The following is a 16,824-nucleotide window of genomic DNA, read 5'->3' as shown; positions in this document are numbered from 1 at the left end:
CGGATCTCGGATCACCAGGGGCGGAGAACGATCTCCGTCGGGTGCGCGTCGCGGGGGGTGTCGACGGCCTGGCGTACCGCCCGGGCGACCGTGTCGACGGCCAGGAACTTCGAGCCGTCGTACTCCCCACCCTCGGTCTCGACGATCGCGCGCTGCATGTCGGTATCGATGCGACCGGGGTGCACGGACGTGACGCGCAGGGACGGTTCCTCGAGGCGCAGCGCGTCACCGAAGGCGCGCAACGCGAACTTGCTCGCGGCATAGGCGCCCCATCCGGCATTGGCCTTGATGCCGGCGCCCGAGTTGATCAGAACGACGTGACCGCCCGCCGCGCGCAACGCCGGTAGCAGGAGGCGGGTCAACTCGGCGACGGCAAAGACATTGGCCTCGAAGGTGTGCCGCCATGCGCTCCCGGTCAATGATTCGACGGTGCCCAGGTCGGCTACCCCGGCATTGTGGACGAGGACGTCGAGCGAGGTGATGCCGGCGGTGGCTGCCGCGAGGGCATCCGCGTCGGTCAGGTCCACCGGCCACGCGGTGGCGCTGATGAGTTCGTCCGCGATCCCCGCGACCGAGTCCGGCGTCGATCCTCCGACCAGGACGTCGTGATCGGTGGACAGCAGTCGGGCGATGCCCGCGCCGAGTCCGCGACTTGCTCCGGTGACGAGTGCAGTACGTGCCATGAGCCCAGACTAGGCGTCGGCACCGCGCTGGATGTGGGTGCGCATGGCGGAGTAGACCCGGACGAATGTGTCGACGTCGTCATCGGTGAGAACGTCGAACATCGAGGTCCGGACCGCTTCCACGTGTCCCGGGCTGGACTCTTCGAGCTTCCTCATGCCGGCATCTGTGAGTTCTGCCAACATTCCTCGGCGATCGTCCTCACATTCCACACGGACGACCCACCCGGCGTCGACAAGACGGGTGATGGCACGGGTGACCCCGCTGCGGGTCGTGGTCACGGCGTCGGCGAGCGCGCGCATGCGCATCTGGCGATCGGGTGCCTCGGACAGCACCACCAGCAGCTCGAAGTCGGTGAACGAAATGCCGGAGTCGCGCGTGAGCTGTCGGTCGAGGGTCTGCATGAGCAGCCGTGTCGCATCGAGGTACGAACGCCATGCGCGCTGTTCGTCGTCCGCAAGCCATCGAGTCATGGGACGAGTTTACTCCAACTGGTTGACAGCGCAATTATCTGCGCTAGTGTTTTCGGTAGTTGACGACGCAACGAACAACCGATCGAAGGCGGAGACGATGAGCATCACAGCGGACGAGCAGAAGCGATCCGACGAGTTCGAGGCCCAGCGTGAGCGCCTGCGCGGCCTGCACCTACAGCCCGCCGAGTCCCGGCCGACCTCCTCGGCCCGCGGACTGCACCACACAGCGTTGATCAGCAGCGACGTCGAGCAGACCATTCTGTTCTACCAGGGCGTCCTGGAGTTCCCGCTGACCGAGCTGATCGAGAACCGCGACTACCCCGGGTCGTCGCACTTCTTCTTCGACATCGGCAACAGCAACCTGCTCGCGTTCTTCGACTTCCCCGGACTCGACGTGGGTCCGTACCAGGAGGTCCTGGGCGGGCTGCACCACGTGGCTATCAGTGTCGACCCCGAGCGGTGGGACCACCTGCGCGCCAAACTCACCGACGCCGGCGTCGAGCTCACCGAGCACAGCGGGGTCTCCATCTACTTCCGCGATCCCGACGGTGCTCGCCTCGAATTGATCGCCGACCCGCTCGGCGAGATGTACGGACATCACGTTCTCTGAGCACGATCGAAGAAATTCTCCGACGACGAAAGGCACTCTCATGACCAAGCTTGCGATCCTCTACTACTCCTCCACCGGTCACGGCACGACCATGGCGGCCGAACTCGAGAAGGCCGCTCAGGCCGCCGGCGCCGAGGTCCGCGTGCGCCACATCGCCGAGACCCGCGATCCGGCCACGTTCGCCGAGAACCCGGCGTGGAGCGCCAACTACGAAGCAACCAAGGATCTTCCGGCCGCGACCGGTGACGACATCGTGTGGGCCGACGGCGTGATCTTCGGATCCCCGACGCGCTTCGGCAGCGTCGCCGCTCCGTTCCAGACGTTCTTCGACACCCTCGGTGGCCTGTGGGCGCAGGGCAAGCTCGCCGACAAGGCGTACGCGGCGTTCACGTCGAGCCAGACCGCACACGGCGGCCAGGAGACGACGATCGTCAACCTGTACACCTCGCTGATGCACTTCGGCGGCGTCCTCGTTCCCCCCGGCTACACCGACGGCCTGAAGTTCGCCGACGGCAACCCGTACGGCGTCAGCCATGTCACGGGCCCCGACAACCAGAACGAGCTCGACGACGCGACCCGCGCCGCACTCGGTCATCTCGCCACTCGCGTCGTCACCGTCGCGGGCAAACTCGCGCAGTAACACCCCCACTCGCTCGAAGGGACCGTTTCCCATGACGACTTCCACAGCTCCCGAACTCGACGTCCGTCGCTCGGAGGATCGGGACGCCACGAACATCGGCTGGCTCGATTCGCACCATTCGTTCTCGTTCGGTCAGCACTACGATCCCACCAATACCCACCACGGCGTGTTGATGGTGAACAACGACGACATCGTCGATGCGGGAACAGGATTCGACACGCATCCGCACCGTGACATGGAGATCGTCACGTGGGTCCTGCAAGGCTCTCTCGTGCACCAGGATTCGATCGGCCACAACGGCCTGATCTACCCGGGTCTGGCCCAGCGTATGAGTGCCGGCACCGGAATCCTGCACTCGGAGAAGAACGACTCGTGGCGGCTGGCGTCGACGGAGACCCCGTCGGCGAAGCATCGGGAACCGGTCCACTTCGTCCAGATGTGGGTCGTTCCGGACGAGGCCGGGATCACCCCCGGGTACGAGCAGCTCGAGATCGACGACGAATTGCTCTCCGGTGGACTGGTTCCGGTTGCGTCGGGCATGGATGCCTACAAGGACCACTCGGCGATCCGCATCAAGAACAAGTACGCCGCGATGCACGTCGCGCGACTGCGTGCGGACACGCCCGCGCAGAAGCTGCCCGACGCTCCCTTCCTGCACGTGTTCGTCGCGCGCGGTGAAGCATCGCTCGAGGGCGTCGGGCTGCTCTCCGAGGGAGACGCCGTGCGCATCAAGGGCGGGGGCGGACAGAGCTTGTCGACGACGTCCGCCGCCGAGGTCATCGTGTGGGAGATGCACGCGACCATCGGCCGCTGATCAGGTCTGCAGCGCCGATCGCTTCCGCGAGTACGTGAAGTAGAGAAGCGACGTCGCGGACAGCCACACCGCGAAGAGGATCCACGTCTGGATGTGCAGTGTGCTGATCAGGTAGAGGCACGCGCAGATGGACAGGATGGGCAGTACCGGATAGAGCGGGACGGTGAAACCCCGCTCGATGTCCGGTTCGCGTCGACGCAGGATGATCACGCCGGCGGACACGACGATGAAGGCCACGAGCGTTCCCATCGACACCAGGTCCGCCAGGAAGTCCAGGGGAAGGAAGCCCGCCAGCAGGGCGACGAAGAAGGCCACGATGATCGTGTTCTTCACCGGCGCCAGGCTGCGCGGGCTCACCTGTGAGAAGACCCCGGGGATCAATCCGTCCCGACTCATCGCGAACAGGATGCGCGTCTGCCCGTACAGCGTGACCAGGGTGACCGAGAAGATGGACACGACGGCGCCCGCCGACAGCACGATGGACGGCCAGCTGGAACCGGTGACGTACTGCAGGATTTCCGCCAGTCCTGCTTCCTGGCCTTCGAACTCGGTGTACTTCTGTGCCCCGATCGCCGACATCGTCACCAGCAGGTAGATCACCGTGACCACGACGAGCGCGCTGATCAGTGCGATCGGCAGCGTCCGCCTCGGATTCTTCACTTCCTCACCGGCGGTGGATACGGCGTCGAGGCCGATGAACGAGAAGAAGATCAGGCCCGACGCGGCGCCGACGCCGGCAACCCCGAACGGGGCGAACGGGGCGAGATTCTCGGCACTGAAACCGGTGAAGCCGACAATGGCGAACATCGCGAGGATGCCGATCTTGATGACGACCATGACCGCGTTGGCCCGCGCGGACTCACTGGTTCCGCGAATGAGCAGAACGGCGCACAGTCCGACCAGCACGATTGCCGGCAGGTTCACCCCGAAGCCCTCGCCGCCGCCGGGCGCATGCGACAACACGTCCGGAATACGCACTCCCACAGTGCGATCGAGCAGATCGTTGAGATACTGCGACCACAGAACCGAGACGGCCGCCGTCGACACGCCGTATTCCAGAACAAGGCAGGCGCCGACGAGGATCGCGACGAACTCACCGATGGTGGTGTAGGTGTAGGTGTACGTCGATCCCGAGGCAGGAATGGACGACGCCAGCTCGGCGTAACACAACGCCGTCAGACCGGCGGTGATCGCGGCGATGACGAACGAGAAGATCACGGCCGGCCCCGCCACCGGGACAGCGGACGAGAAGATGAAGAAGATGCCGGTACCGACCGTCGACCCGACACCGATGCAGGTCAGCTGGAACGTGGTGATCGACCTCTTCAGACGTCCTTCACCCGACGACTCCAACGCCGTGATGTCGCTGATCGATTTGCGCCGCAACAGGCCCGAGCCGGTACCGGAATCGCTCATGTTTCCTCCAACGCAGACAGGGTCACCGAGCCAGCCGGCTTCCTCGGGGAACGACAAGCACCGGAACGGGACTGTGTCGCACGATTTTCGACGCCGTAGACCCCAGGAAGACACGCGCGAGAGGTCCGAGGCGCGACGAGCCCAACACCAGGAGATCGCCCGACCCCAGTGAGACCGAGTCGATGACGTGCCGCCAGTCGCCGCCCGAGCCCACGGCGCACGTGGGTCGCAGGGACGGGTAGGCGGCAGTGACATCGGAGGCAGCGGACTCGAGCAGTCCACTCGCCTGCTCGCGCCACTGGGACGTCACCATGTCCTCGGCGTCGTAGCCGCCGAACGGCGGGTACGTGGTCGACCGGCGGGGCGCGAAGGCGACCAGGTGCAGGTCGACATTCCATCGGACGGCCAGCGCTGCCGCCGAGTACAGCGCATCTTTGGACTCGGCGGTGCCGGTGTAGGCGCACGACAGGCGCGAGAACGGCTCGGACACCGCACGGGCCCCTGACGGCGCGAGGGCGAGCGGGACGTTCGAGGAATGCAGAAGCGCCTCGCTCGTACTGCCCGGGGTGAAGCGGCCGTCAGGCCCGTTCGACGACCCCAGTGCGACGAGGTCCGCGTGGTACTTGGCCGCGGCATCGGTGAGCGCGGTGGATTCGGCGGCGTTCTCGGTGAAGAAGGCGGCCGGTGATCCCAGGTCGGCGGGAGTGAGAACGTCGGCCATCGCGGCGTTCGCGCTGCGGGCCGAGTTGTTGCCCTGCTCCACCAGCCAGCGTCGATACTCGGCATCGACCGGGGCCATCGACGGAAACGGCCAGGTACGCGGCAACACGGTGCACGCGCGCACGGTCATCGAGGCGCCGGCGGCACGCACCGTGGCTGCCATTCGAGCGGTGAGCGCCAACGCGTCGTGACCGGAGTCGTCCGGTAGCCACCCGACCAATGCGGACAAAGCGGTTGTCACACCACCACCCCCGACCGTTCGCGGAAAGACACTCGGGCTCAGTATGAGACCGTCGCAGTACTTCCCGCAGCCCGACGCGGCTACACCGGCTGACTCGCGGTGTCGCGACGTGCCGTCCGGACAGCGGTCGACACGGCCTCGACTGCCGCAGTGACATCCCGGGCAACCTCCGCACGGGGGCGGCTCTCGGCGTCGAACACGTATTCACTGGCCCCGGCGCGGGCACCGCAGTACCCGATGATGCCGACACGCATCTGAGTGTCGATCGCAGAGTCGTACCCACGCTTGCGGTATCCGGCGGTATCCTCGCCGCCCACCATCAGGAGGTGGACCGTCAAGCCTCCCAACTTGCGTGTCATCGGCGTCGTCGTGTCGTCGAACGCCCAGCCGTTGACGAACACCCGATCCACCCACCCTTTGAGCATTGCCGGCATCGACCACCAGTAGACGGGGAACAGCAGGACGAGGTGGTCCGCGCGATCGATACGTCGCTGCTCGGCCGCGAGGTCGTCCGGTAGTGGTCCTTCTGCGCGATAGCGTTGCCGGTCGGCGAGCGTGAATCGCGGATCGAATCCCTCCGCGTGCAGATCGGCGACGTCCACGTCGTGACCGTCCTCCGACAGCGCGTCGACGAGACGGTCCGCGACCCCTCGGGTCAGTGAGTGTTCGTCCGGGTGGGCGACGACGACGAGAGTGCGCACGGGAAGATCCCTTCATGAAGGTGCATTGGTAACCATCAGTAGGTTACCAACAGTAGGTTACTAACAGTAGATTACTGTCGGTAGGTCACGTCGGCAAGGAATTCGGGGGTACAGGAATGGCACGAGCACGAATGGCTCGGGAGGACAGGCGGCACCAGCTGGTGGACCTCGCCTGGGCGATCGTGCGCGAACAAGGTGCCGACGCCTTGACGCTGGGTCACCTCGCCGAGGCCGCGGGGGTGACCAAACCTGTTGTCTACGCTCACTTCCCATCACGGTCAGCACTGCTGGTGGCGTTGTTCGAGGAGTACGACGCGCGCCAGAGCGTCGCCCTCGACGCCGCGGTCGCCGCCGTGCCCGCCGACTCGGTGGACGGGTGCGCGCGTGCGCTCGCCGTCTCACACATCGAGTGCGTCACCCAGCACGGCCGAGAACTTGCGGGCGTCGCCGCGGCCCTCGAGGGTTCCGCGGAGATGGCGGACTACAAGAGGCGCGCGGACCGCGCGTACGCCGAACGATGTGAACGGATCCTGGCACCCCACGTCACCGGCGGCGCGATCTCGACTGCTGCGATCATCGCCATGCTGGGTGCCGCCGACGCGGTCTCGGCGGCCGCCGCGGACGGCAGTGTCGACATCGCGGACGCCTACGACGAACTGACCGCGGTCGTCGTGTCGGTGGTGGAGCGCGCGCGGAGGTAAGGCGGACGAACCGCCCGATCCGACCCGCACCCTGCAGGATGTCGACCCCCGACGGATGATGTCTCACATGGCCGCCCCCGGATTCACACCCACCCAGCTCGCAGCCCGGGCCGCCTACCTCCTGCGCGGCAACGATCTGGGCACCATGACCAGCGCCGCGCCCCGGCTGTACCCGCACATGTGGAGCTGGGATGCGGCGTTCGTGTCCGTCGGCCTGGCTCCGTTGAGCGTCGAGCGTGCAGTGGTCGAACTGGACACGTTGCTGTCCGCGCAGTGGTCGAACGGGATGATTCCGCACATCGTGTTCGCCAGCGGTGTCGACGGGTACTTCCCCGGGCCCGCGCGCTGGCAGGTCAGCGACCTGGCCGCACACGCCCCGATCGGTGTCCACACGTCGGGCATCACGCAACCGCCCGTGCATGCGATCGCCGTGCAACGAGTCCTCGACCACGCTCGACGCCGTGGACGGACCACGCGGCAGGTCGCCGGCGAGTTCCTCGATCGCCGCTGGCCGGACCTGGTGCGCTGGCACCGGTGGCTCGCGCACGCGCGGGACCAGGACGGCACCGGCCGCATCACGCTGCACCACGGGTGGGAGTCCGGCATGGACAACTCACCTCGATGGGACAAGGCGTACTCCAAGGTCATCCCGGGTGTCGTGCCCCCGTACCTGCGGGAGGACACCTCCATCGTCACCGACTCCTCGCAACGCCCCAGCGACGTCGAGTACGACCGCTACCTGTGGTTGCTCGAAGAGATGAAGTTGGCGAACTACGACGACGTCGCCATGCACGCCGGTATGAGTTTCGCCGTGGAGGACGTCTTCGTCAGCGCGATCTTCGCCGTCGCGTGCGATGTTCTCGCCACCATCGGCGAGGACCACTCCCGACCGCATGCCGACGTCCGGGAGTTGCGTGGGTGGGCCGACCACTTCCGCGCCGGAGTCGTCGCGACGACGGACCCTCGATCCGGCGCCGCTCGGGACCGCGACGTGCGTTCGGGCGAGTGGATCAAGACCGACACGATGGCGATGTTCGCGCCACTGCTGTGCGGCGGGCTGCCTCGCGACACCGAGCGCGCCCTGCTCCGGCTGTTCGAGGGACCGCGATTCTGCGGCCACCCCGATTTCGCGTACGCCGTGCCCCCGTCCACGTCGCCCATCTCCCGCGACTTCCGGGCCAGGGAGTACTGGCGCGGGCCGGTGTGGCCCGTCATCACATGGCTGTTCTCCTGGGCCTTCGCCCGACGCGGATGGTCCGAGCGCTCGGCGATGCTGCGCGAGGAAGGCCTTCGTCAGGCCGGCGACGGCAGCTTCGCCGAGTACTACGAACCGTTCACCGGCGAGCCGCTGGGCAGCATGCAGCAGTCGTGGACAGCTGCCAGCGTGCTCGACTGGCTCGGCTGAGCGTCAGACCTTCCACACCGCCACGACCGACGGCCTGGGCTGCGACGATCCACCGTCCGGCCAGTGGGAGGCGGGCGCGTCGGCGCTGGCGTCGTCCTCCTCGCCCGGGTGCTGGACGCTGACGACGACGCGCTGCTCCTGCACGATGGGACCGCACGTCTCGGCGCCCTTGGGCACGGTGAGGAACTGCTTGGTCTGCCCGCGCCGCTCGCCGTCCAGGACGACGGAGAACAGTCCGTCGTTGGAGTCGAGGGCATTGCCGTCGGTCGAGATCCACAGGTTGCCGTCGGGATCGAAGGCCAGGTTGTCGGGGCACGAGATGGGGCTTACCTGAGTCTTGTCGAAGCCGCCGAAGTAGGTGTCGGCGGCTGACGGGTCACCACAGACCAGCAGAAGGTTCCACGTGAAACTGGTGCCGGCGTGGTCGTCGTCGAGTTCGAGCACCTGCCCGTTCTTGTTCTTGTCGCGCGGGTTGGCCTCGTCGGCGCCCGCCTTGCCCTCGGTACCGCGGTTCGAGTTGTTCGTCAGGGCGACGTACACCTTGCCCGTGACCGGGTTGGGCTCGAAGTCCTCGGGCCGGTCCATCTTGGTGGCGCCGACCTTGTCACCCGCGAGTCGGGTGAAGACCGCGACCTCTTCTGCGGACATGCCGTCGACGAGCGACTCGCCCTTCCCGTCCTCGCCGGTGCGCAGAAGGGGGATCCACTCACCCTTGCCGGCGAACTGTCCCGTGGTGGGGAGCTTGCCGCTGCCGTCGATCTGGTCGGGAGCGTCGCCGGAGAGCTTCGCGACATACAGGGTGCCGGCGTCGAGAAGTGTCACGTTGGACCGCAGCGCGGCAGCACCGCTGCCCTGCATCATCTTTCGTGACGAGACGAACTTGTACATATAGTCGAACCGCTCGTCGTCACCGCTGTAGGCCACGACGGTGCCGTCGTCGGTCACGTGGATGGTGGCGGCCTCGTGCTTGAAGCGGCCGAGTGCGGTGTGCTTGATCGGCGCGGCGGTGGGATCCCACGGGTTGACCTCGACGACCCATCCGAAGCGATTCACCTCGTTCGGCTCCTGCGCCAGATCGAAACGCTTGTCGAACCGCTCCCACTTGCGCTCGGACGCAGCACCTTCGACGCCGTAACGCGCCAGGCGGGCGGCGGCCACCGGATCAGTGACGCTCTCGGCGTTGGCGAAGTACTGGTTGATGTTCTCCTCGCCGGACAACACTGTGCCCCAGGGAGTCACACCACCCGAGCAGTTGTTGAACGTGCCGAAGACCTTGGTGCCCGTCGGATCCGCCGACGTCTTGAGGAAGTTGCTTCCTGCCGCCGGACCGGTGACGACGAACTCGGTGGACCCGGTGATGCGACGGTTGTAGCGGCCCATCTGCGGAGTGAGCTTGCCGGAGCCGTTCTCTCCGGCGACCTGTACGACCGAAAGGCCATGGGCGGCAATGCCGATGGCGACCTGCTCGGCGGTGGGGTTCTCGGCGTCGTAACCCTTGAAGAGGAACGGCTCCGTGGTGTACTCGTGATTGACCACCAGGAGGTACTCGGTCGAGGACCCGTCGACAGGCAGCAGACCGGCGAAGTCGTTGTTGAACCCGAACTGCTTCTCCTGCGCCGCCGAGGTCTGGTTGTCGAAGTCGAATGCCGGCGCGCCGTCGATCACGGGATCGCCCCAGCGGATCACGATGGCCTGCTCGTAGCCCTCCGGCACGACGACCGCGTCCTCGGTGTTCGGTGCGACGGCGGTGAAGTCGAGGCCGCGCGGTTCCGGAGTGGGGGTGGCCGACGCCGTGGTGGCTGTTCCCTCATCGCCCGTCCCGCACGCGGCGAGCGCGCTGGTGGCCCCGACAGCCAGCACGGCCATCGCTCCGCCGCGTAGGATGCCGCGACGCGTCATCGCGGTCTTGACGATGTCGCCGAAGTATTCGCTGCTCGACGTGTTCGGCACCTCGTGGAAGCAGGCGTCACCGCACTTGTACTTACACGTCAGCGACGATCGGGAGGACGAACCGTCGTGCTGATGGGAGACGATCAGGGGCAGCGGAATCGTGGTCACCGCACGACCGTAGGAGTGCCGAGCAAAAGGCAAAGAGAAGGTAAGCAACTCCCCGGGTACTGCGAGATGAACGGCGGACGAACGGTGCGGAGAACCGCGGATACCGCGGTTCCCCGCACCGACCCTGACTAGGCGGCGCCGAGCAATCCGTGCGGATCGAGGACGAACTTCGTGGCCTCACCGGAGTCGAAGTCGGCGTAGCCCTGCGGTGCCTGCTCGAGCGAGATGGCGCGTGCGTTGACGGCCTTCGCGATCTGCACCCGATCGTGCAGGATCGCCATCATCAGTCCGCGGTGATACTGCATCGTCGGGCACTGTCCGGTGGCGAACGACAACGACTTCGCCCAGCCGGTGCCGAGGCTCAGCGACAACGCACCGACCTTGGCGGCCTCGTCGGATGCTCCGGGGTCACCGGTGACGTACAGCCCCGGAATGCCGAGCGAACCGCCCGCCGTGGTGATGTCCATGAGCGAGTTCAGTACTGTCGCAGGCGCTTCCGTGGCAGAGCCGTCACCGTGGCCACGAGCCTCGAACCCGACGGCGTCGACGCCGCAGTCCACCTCCGGCACCCCGAGCAACTGTTCGATCTGATCCTTCGGATCGCCCTTGCTCACATCGACCGTCTCGCAGCCGAAACTGCGGGCCTGCGCGAGCCGACTCTCGTTGAGGTCGCCGACGATGACGACGGCGGCGCCGAGCAGTTGCGCGCTGGCCGCCGCGGCGAGCCCGACCGGACCGGCGCCGGCGATGTAGACCGTGGATCCGACTCCCACTCCGGCGGTCACGCAGCCGTGGAAGCCGGTGGGGAAGATGTCCGACAGCATCGTCAGGTCGAGGATCTTCTCCATGGCCTGGTCGCGGTCGGGGAACTTCAGCAGGTTCCAGTCCGCGTACGGCACCATGACGTACTCGGCCTGGCCGCCGACCCAGCCGCCCATGTCGACGTAGCCGTAGGCGGCGCCGGGACGATCGGGATTGACGTTCAGGCAGATGCCGGTCTTGCGTTCCTTGCAGTTCTTGCAGCGGCCGCACGCGATGTTGAACGGCACCGAGCACAGATCGCCTTGCTTGATGAACTCCACGTCGCGGCCGACTTCGATGACCTCGCCGGTGATCTCGTGGCCGAGGACCAGGCCCTCGGGGGCTGTCGTACGGCCTCGCACCATGTGCTGGTCGCTGCCGCAGATGTTGGTGGAGACGACCTTGAGAATCACGCCGTGCGGACACTCGCGGCCCACACTCGCCGGATTCACGCCGGGCCCGTCCTGCAGGGTGAAGCTGGGGAAGTCGATGTCGACGACCTCGACCTTCCCGGCTCCGGCGTAGGCGACGGCTCTGTTGTCGGTCATGTGTTCAGCTCCCGTTCGAGGTAGAGCGCCGACATTCTCGAGTGCGAATGTCGGCATCTCTCTCGACCGTACGCGGGATGCTGTGCGCCGCGTCACATTCGCGGCTCGGAGATCAGAGCACTTCGGACAGGAACCGCTGCAGTCGATCGGTCTGCGGATCGTCGAACAGTGCGGCGGGCGGGCCCACCTCGACGGCGCTGCCGTGGTCCATGAACAGGACGCGGTCGGACACCGAACGGGCGAAGCCCATCTCGTGCGTGACGACGACCATCGTCATGCCGCCGGTCGCGAGGTCCGCCATGAGGGCGAGCACGCCCTTGACCAGCTCGGGGTCGAGCGCGGAGGTCGCCTCGTCGAAGAACATGACCTGCGGAGTCATCGCGAGCGCACGAGCGATGGCGACGCGCTGCTGCTGACCACCGGACAGGTTGCCCGGTCGCGAGCCCGCCTTCTCCTTCAGTCCGACCTTGTCCAACTGATCGAGGGCGACGGCGTGAGCCTCGTCTTTGCTGCGTCCCTTGAGTTTCCACGGTCCGAGAGCGACGTTGTCCAGCACAGTGCGATGCGGGAACAGGTTGAACTGCTGGAACACCATGCCGATGCGCTGGCGCAGTGCGTCGGGATCGTCCTTCAGCACCGATCGGCCGTCGAGAAGGATGTCGCCCTGTTCCGGCTCGTGCAGACGGTTCAGCACGCGCAGCAGAGTGGACTTGCCGGAGCCCGACGGTCCGATGACGGTCGTGGTGCCGCCCGCGGCGACGTCGATGTCGACGCCGCGCAGGACCTTGTTGGTGCCGAACGACAGGTGCAGATCTCGCCCGGTGAGCGAGACGCCGGTCAACGAATCCGTCTGGGGAGTAGTAGTCATGTGTCAGCCTCTTTCCACGACGATGGCCTGTTCGACCGGGTCGAGAGTCTGCTCGGCCTTGCCGACGCGCAGACGCTTGTCGATGTAGTTGACGAGGTGGGTCAGCGGCACGGTCATGGCGAGATACACCAGGCCGGCGGCGACCAGGGGGGACAGGTTGCCGGTCTGGGCGTTGAGGTCGCGACCGACGGCGAACAGCTCGCGCTGCGTGGCCAGCAGACCCAGGAAGTAGATCAGCGACGAGTCCTTGATCAACGAGATGAACTGGTTGACCAGGGCCGGCAGCACGCGTCGGACACCCTGCGGCACCACGACCAGGCGCATCGAGCGGCGGTAGCTGAAGCCGAGGGCACGTGCGGCCTCGATCTGCCCCTTCTCGACGCTCTGGATGCCGGAGCGGAAGATCTCGCCGATGTACGCGGCCGCGAGCAGCGACAGCGCCACTGCGCCGAGCCAGTACGGGTTGTTGCCGGTGATGCCGCTGACCACCGGGCCGATGCCCAGACCGATGACCAGGATGATCACGACGGCGGGCAGTCCGCGGAAGATGTCGGTGTACACGCGGGCGGGCCAGCGCAGCCACCGAGTGCGCGAGAGTCCCGCGAGGGCGAGCAGCATGCCGAGGACGGTGCCGATGATGCCCGACGCCAACGCCAGGATCAGGGTGTTCGGCAGGCCGGTCCTCAGCAGGTCCGGCAGCGCCTTCTTGTAGAGCTCCCAGTCGAAGAACGTGTCCCCGAGCTGCTGGAACGTCGACTTGGGTGCGACGGCCTGCGCGGCGGGAGCATTCGCGTCGTTCTGCGCGGCGATGGCGGCGAAGTCGGGGAGCTCCGGCTGCGGTGCGGCCTTGCTGCCGGGCTTGAAGCCCTCCGGGAGTTCGCGCGGCACCCAGTCGGAGTACAGCTGCGCCCAGGTCCCGTCCTCGATGATCGCGTCGAGGCCGGAGTTCAACGCGTCGATCAGCGGCTGGTTGTCACGGGCGACGGCCCAGCCGACGAAGTTGTTGAGGCTGAACGTGTTCTGCGTGATCGCCGTGCCGTCCTCCGGCTTCACCAGACCCTCGGCCTGCTGCGACGGTGCGACCCAGGCGTCGATCTGCCCGGTCCGCAGGTTCGCGTAGGCCGTGTTGTAGTCGGGGAACTTCACGGGGTCGAGGCCCAGGGTGTTCACGACGTAGTCGTCCTGCACGGTGCCCTGCACGACTCCGATGCGCGTGTCCGGTCCGAGGTTCTCGAAGGCGGTGATCGGGCCGCCGGCCTTGGCGACCAGGGAGAAGTATCCGAAGTCGTAGCCGTTGGTGAACCCGACGGTGTTGCGGCGCTCGTCGGTGGTGGTGATGGACGACGAGCCGACGTCGAAGCGTCGGCCGGCGACCTGCGCGAGCAGACCCGAGAATTCGGTGCCCGAGAAGTTGATCTGCAGACCGAGCTTGGCCGCGACGGCCTTCAACAGCTCGTTGTCGTATCCGGTGTAGTCGCCCGCACCGTCGACGCAGATGCTCGGCGGCGCGTCGGAGAGCGTGCCGACAGTGAGTTGGCCGGGCGTGATCAGGCCCAGCTGTGAGGTGTCGATGCGATCGAGCGGCGTGACCGACGGAGTCGTGTAGCGATCTTCCGTGGCGGCGGCCGCTGCGGCGTCGAAGTTGGTAGGCGTCGACGAGGCGCTGTCGACACCGGGAGGTGCGCACAGCTCCGTCGGTGCCGCGGCTGCGGAGGATCCGCCGTCGTCCGAGGACGAGCCGCATCCGGCGAGAAGGGCGGCGAGAAGAAGTGTCAGAACCAGGGCGATCAGGGATCGTCCCGAGCGGTGCGCAAGCATGTGACAAACACTAGGGCTCGACCGCGAGCAGCACCGAAACGTCGAACACGCAATGGTTGTGCTCAGTGATCTGTGTTCGCGACGCTCCGAGCAGGGTCTACTCTCCGTCGGGGCGTACGTCACCGAGCATCCAGGAGATCTGGAGGGTGTACGCCGGGGGACGGAAGGTTCTACGTGTACTCCACTCTTGCGTATCCGACGATGGGTGTTCCGGACGCGGGCAACACGGCCTGGGTGTTGGCCAGCGCCGCCATGGTGCTGCTGATGACCCCGGGCCTCGCGTTCTTCTACGGCGGCATGGTGCGCGTGAAGAGCGTGCTGAACATGATGATGATGAGCCTCTCGGCCATCGGGGTCGTCTGGGTGCTGTGGGTCCTGTTCGGATACTCGATGGTGTTCGGCGACGACAGCGTCGGTGGGTGGATCGGGGACCCGACGCAGTTCGCCGGCCTCACCTCGTTGATCGGCGGCAGCTTCGGAGCCGGCGGCGGCCTGGTCGAGATCCCGCTGGTGGGTACCGTCCCGGCGCTCGCCTTCGTCGCCTTCCAGGCAGGCTTCGCGATGGTCACCGTGGCGCTCGTGTCCGGCGCCGTCGCCGACCGGATGCGCTTCATGCCGTGGGTGATCTTCGCCGGCCTCTGGGCGACACTCGTCTACTTTCCCGTCGCGCACTGGGTGTTCGCGTTCGACGGTGTCACCGCGGAGACCGGAGGCTGGATCGCCAATCAGCTGAAGGCCATCGACTTCGCCGGCGGCACCGCGGTGGAGATCAATGCCGGCGCGGCGGGACTGGCGCTCGCCCTCGTCGTCGGCAAGCGTCGTGGGTGGCCCCGCGAGGCGATGCGGCCGCACAACCTGCCCGCCGTCATGGTGGGTGCCGGACTGCTGTGGTTCGGCTGGTTCGGATTCAACGCCGGGTCGTCGCTGGCTGCCGACGGAATCGCCGCGGTCGCGCTGGTCAACACGATGGGCGCCGGCGCGATGTCGATGGTCGCGTGGCTGGTGGTCGAGAAGATCCGCGACGGGAAGGCCACGTCGTTCGGCGCGGCGTCGGGCGTCGTCGCGGGCCTGGTGGCGATCACGCCGTCGTGCACCGCCGTCACCCCGATCGGCGCTCTGGGCGTCGGCGCTGCCGCCGGTGTCGCCTGCGCCCTGGCCATCGGCCTCAAGTACCGCTTCCGGTACGACGACTCGCTCGACGTGGTCGGAGTGCACCTGGTCGGCGGCATCGTCGGCACGCTGATGATCGGCCTCCTCGCGAGCAGCGACATGCCGCCCGGTGTCGACGGCCTGTTCTACGGCGGTGGCGTCACGCAGCTCGGTCGACAGGCCGTCGCCGTGGTCGTCGTTCTCGCGTACGCGTTCCTGGTCACCGCGGCCATCGCCACGGTGCTGAAGCTGACCATCGGGATCAGAGCGGATCCGCAGCACGAGACGGACGGCATCGACGAGCACGAGCATGCCGAGTCCGCGTACGAGTTCGCCTCCTCGCACGGCGGACACGGCAGCTCGGGCCTGTTCGGGAAACAGTCCGGCTGACCGTCAGCCCTGGTGGGACCGCGCCCAGGAGATCGCACCGGTCAGCTCGGTGAGGTCGTAGTCGGGGCCGTTGACGCCGACGGTGAAGAGGGTGGCTCCGGCGTCGACGAACGACTGGGCGTCGTCGGCACCCGGCCACGACACCGACCGCTCGATCTGCGACACGTCGCGGCCGACGGTCTCACCGTGTCCGGCGAGCACTTCGGACTTGTGCTTCAGCGCATCCAGGTCGGCGAAGCTGTGCCACACGTCCGCATACTGCGCCACCATCCTGAGCGTCTTCTTTTCACCACCACCGCCGATGAGGATCGGGATGTGGCGAGTGGGCGCAGGATTGCCGACGGCGAGACGAGTGGTGATGCGTGCCAGGCTCTCGTCGAGAAGCTTCAGACGCGAACCGGCCGTGCCGAAGTCGTAGCCGAAGTTGTCGTAGTCCTTCTGGTTCCAGCCGGCGCCGATGCCGAGGATCAACCGGCCACCACTGATGTGGTCCACGGTGCGAGCCATGTCTGCCAGCAGGTCGGGATTGCGGTATCCGCCGCCGGTCACCAGGGCGCCGATCTCGACGTTCGACGTCTGCTCCGCCCAGGCGCCGAGCATCGTCCAGCACTCGAAGTGTGCGCCGTCGAGGTCGCCGTACAACGGGTAGAAGTGATCCCAGTTGAAGACGATGTCCACACCCGCGTCCTCGGACCGCAGAACCGCGTCGCGGATCAGGCCGTAGTCGGGGGCGTGCTGAGGCTGGAGTTGAACTCCGATACGAACGGACATGTGTGATCCTTCGGTGAGG

16 protein-coding genes are annotated in these 16,824 nt (G+C 66.8%); 6 read left to right on the top strand and 10 right to left on the bottom strand.

Annotation, left to right across the window (positions count from 1 at the left end; translation table 11 throughout):
• Positions 1 to 11: 11 nt before the first annotated feature.
• Both AC0IX4_RS08860 and AC0IX4_RS08855 read right to left on the bottom strand, forming a co-directional pair.
• Positions 12 to 683, bottom strand: coding sequence for an SDR family oxidoreductase (locus AC0IX4_RS08860; protein WP_056074205.1), 672 nt, complete (start codon positions 681 to 683; stop codon positions 12 to 14).
• 9 nt (positions 684 to 692) lie between these two features.
• A complete protein-coding gene (locus tag AC0IX4_RS08855) occupies positions 693 to 1,154 on the bottom strand; it encodes a MarR family winged helix-turn-helix transcriptional regulator (protein ID WP_056074204.1) in 462 nt (153 codons plus the stop codon).
• Positions 1,155 to 1,251: 97 nt separating this feature from the next.
• Here AC0IX4_RS08855 and AC0IX4_RS08850 point away from each other — a divergent pair, with 97 nt between their 5' ends.
• From AC0IX4_RS08850 to AC0IX4_RS08840, 3 genes are read left to right on the top strand one after another with little or no spacing between them, the layout of a single operon-like run.
• Positions 1,252 to 1,764 (top strand): VOC family protein, encoded by a 513-nt coding sequence (locus tag AC0IX4_RS08850; protein WP_042573445.1) that lies wholly within the window; start codon positions 1,252 to 1,254, stop codon positions 1,762 to 1,764.
• 40 nt (positions 1,765 to 1,804) lie between these two features.
• Complete coding sequence (gene wrbA, locus AC0IX4_RS08845) at positions 1,805 to 2,404, top strand: NAD(P)H:quinone oxidoreductase (protein WP_042573444.1); 600 nt, start codon at positions 1,805 to 1,807, stop codon at positions 2,402 to 2,404.
• Positions 2,405 to 2,435: 31 nt separating this feature from the next.
• Complete coding sequence (locus AC0IX4_RS08840; RefSeq protein WP_471828722.1) at positions 2,436 to 3,218, top strand: pirin family protein; 783 nt, start codon at positions 2,436 to 2,438, stop codon at positions 3,216 to 3,218.
• Here AC0IX4_RS08840 and AC0IX4_RS08835 read toward each other — a convergent pair whose 3' ends face one another.
• The 3 genes from AC0IX4_RS08835 to AC0IX4_RS08825 form a co-directional block, all read right to left on the bottom strand.
• On the bottom strand, positions 3,219 to 4,634 hold the full coding sequence (locus tag AC0IX4_RS08835; RefSeq protein WP_042573442.1) for an amino acid permease: 1,416 nt from the start codon (positions 4,632 to 4,634) through the stop codon (positions 3,219 to 3,221). It abuts the gene before it with no gap.
• A 22-nt stretch (positions 4,635 to 4,656) separates the two neighbouring features.
• Positions 4,657 to 5,595, bottom strand: a complete 939-nt coding sequence (locus AC0IX4_RS08830) for a universal stress protein (protein ID WP_471828721.1) — start codon at positions 5,593 to 5,595, stop codon at positions 4,657 to 4,659.
• Between the two features lie 80 nt (positions 5,596 to 5,675).
• Positions 5,676 to 6,296: an NAD(P)H-dependent oxidoreductase gene (locus AC0IX4_RS08825; RefSeq protein ID WP_471828720.1), complete on the bottom strand. Its 621-nt coding sequence runs from the start codon at positions 6,294 to 6,296 to the stop codon at positions 5,676 to 5,678.
• A 116-nt stretch (positions 6,297 to 6,412) separates the two neighbouring features.
• On the opposite strand from AC0IX4_RS08825, the gene AC0IX4_RS08820 reads away from it, so the two are divergent.
• Both AC0IX4_RS08820 and ggh read left to right on the top strand, forming a co-directional pair.
• On the top strand, positions 6,413 to 6,997 hold the full coding sequence (locus AC0IX4_RS08820) for a TetR/AcrR family transcriptional regulator (RefSeq protein WP_471828719.1): 585 nt from the start codon (positions 6,413 to 6,415) through the stop codon (positions 6,995 to 6,997).
• A 67-nt stretch (positions 6,998 to 7,064) separates the two neighbouring features.
• Positions 7,065 to 8,402 carry a glucosylglycerate hydrolase gene (ggh, locus tag AC0IX4_RS08815; RefSeq protein WP_042573439.1) on the top strand — a complete coding sequence of 446 codons (1,338 nt, stop codon included), beginning with the start codon at positions 7,065 to 7,067 and terminating at the stop codon, positions 8,400 to 8,402.
• A gap of 3 nt (positions 8,403 to 8,405) precedes the next feature.
• Here ggh and AC0IX4_RS08810 read toward each other — a convergent pair whose 3' ends face one another.
• From AC0IX4_RS08810 to AC0IX4_RS08795, 4 genes are all read right to left on the bottom strand, one after another.
• Positions 8,406 to 10,451, bottom strand: a complete 2,046-nt coding sequence (locus AC0IX4_RS08810; protein ID WP_471828821.1) for a PhoX family protein — start codon at positions 10,449 to 10,451, stop codon at positions 8,406 to 8,408.
• Between the two features lie 137 nt (positions 10,452 to 10,588).
• The gene (gene fdhA / locus AC0IX4_RS08805; RefSeq protein ID WP_471828718.1) at positions 10,589 to 11,809 is read right to left on the bottom strand and encodes a formaldehyde dehydrogenase, glutathione-independent; all 1,221 of its coding nucleotides are present in this window, start codon (positions 11,807 to 11,809) and stop codon (positions 10,589 to 10,591) included.
• A gap of 112 nt (positions 11,810 to 11,921) precedes the next feature.
• Entirely contained in the window at positions 11,922 to 12,677 is a 756-nt protein-coding gene (locus AC0IX4_RS08800; RefSeq protein WP_471828717.1) for an amino acid ABC transporter ATP-binding protein, read from the bottom strand.
• Between the two features lie 3 nt (positions 12,678 to 12,680).
• Positions 12,681 to 14,495: an ABC transporter substrate-binding protein/permease gene (locus AC0IX4_RS08795; protein ID WP_471828716.1), complete on the bottom strand. Its 1,815-nt coding sequence runs from the start codon at positions 14,493 to 14,495 to the stop codon at positions 12,681 to 12,683.
• A 201-nt stretch (positions 14,496 to 14,696) separates the two neighbouring features.
• Here AC0IX4_RS08795 and AC0IX4_RS08790 point away from each other — a divergent pair, with 201 nt between their 5' ends.
• Positions 14,697 to 16,034 (top strand): ammonium transporter, encoded by a 1,338-nt coding sequence (locus AC0IX4_RS08790; RefSeq protein WP_471828820.1) that lies wholly within the window; start codon positions 14,697 to 14,699, stop codon positions 16,032 to 16,034.
• Between the two features lie 3 nt (positions 16,035 to 16,037).
• Here the strand turns inward: AC0IX4_RS08790 and AC0IX4_RS08785 are convergent, their stop codons facing one another.
• Positions 16,038 to 16,805 carry an LLM class F420-dependent oxidoreductase gene (locus AC0IX4_RS08785; protein ID WP_471828715.1) on the bottom strand — a complete coding sequence of 256 codons (768 nt, stop codon included), beginning with the start codon at positions 16,803 to 16,805 and terminating at the stop codon, positions 16,038 to 16,040.
• Between the last annotated feature and the right edge of the window lie 19 nt (positions 16,806 to 16,824).

This window comes from Rhodococcus sp. AC861 (genome assembly GCF_979256035.1).
The sequence above is the reverse complement of the archived record's forward strand: the minus strand, read 5'-3'. Positions and strand labels throughout refer to the sequence as shown.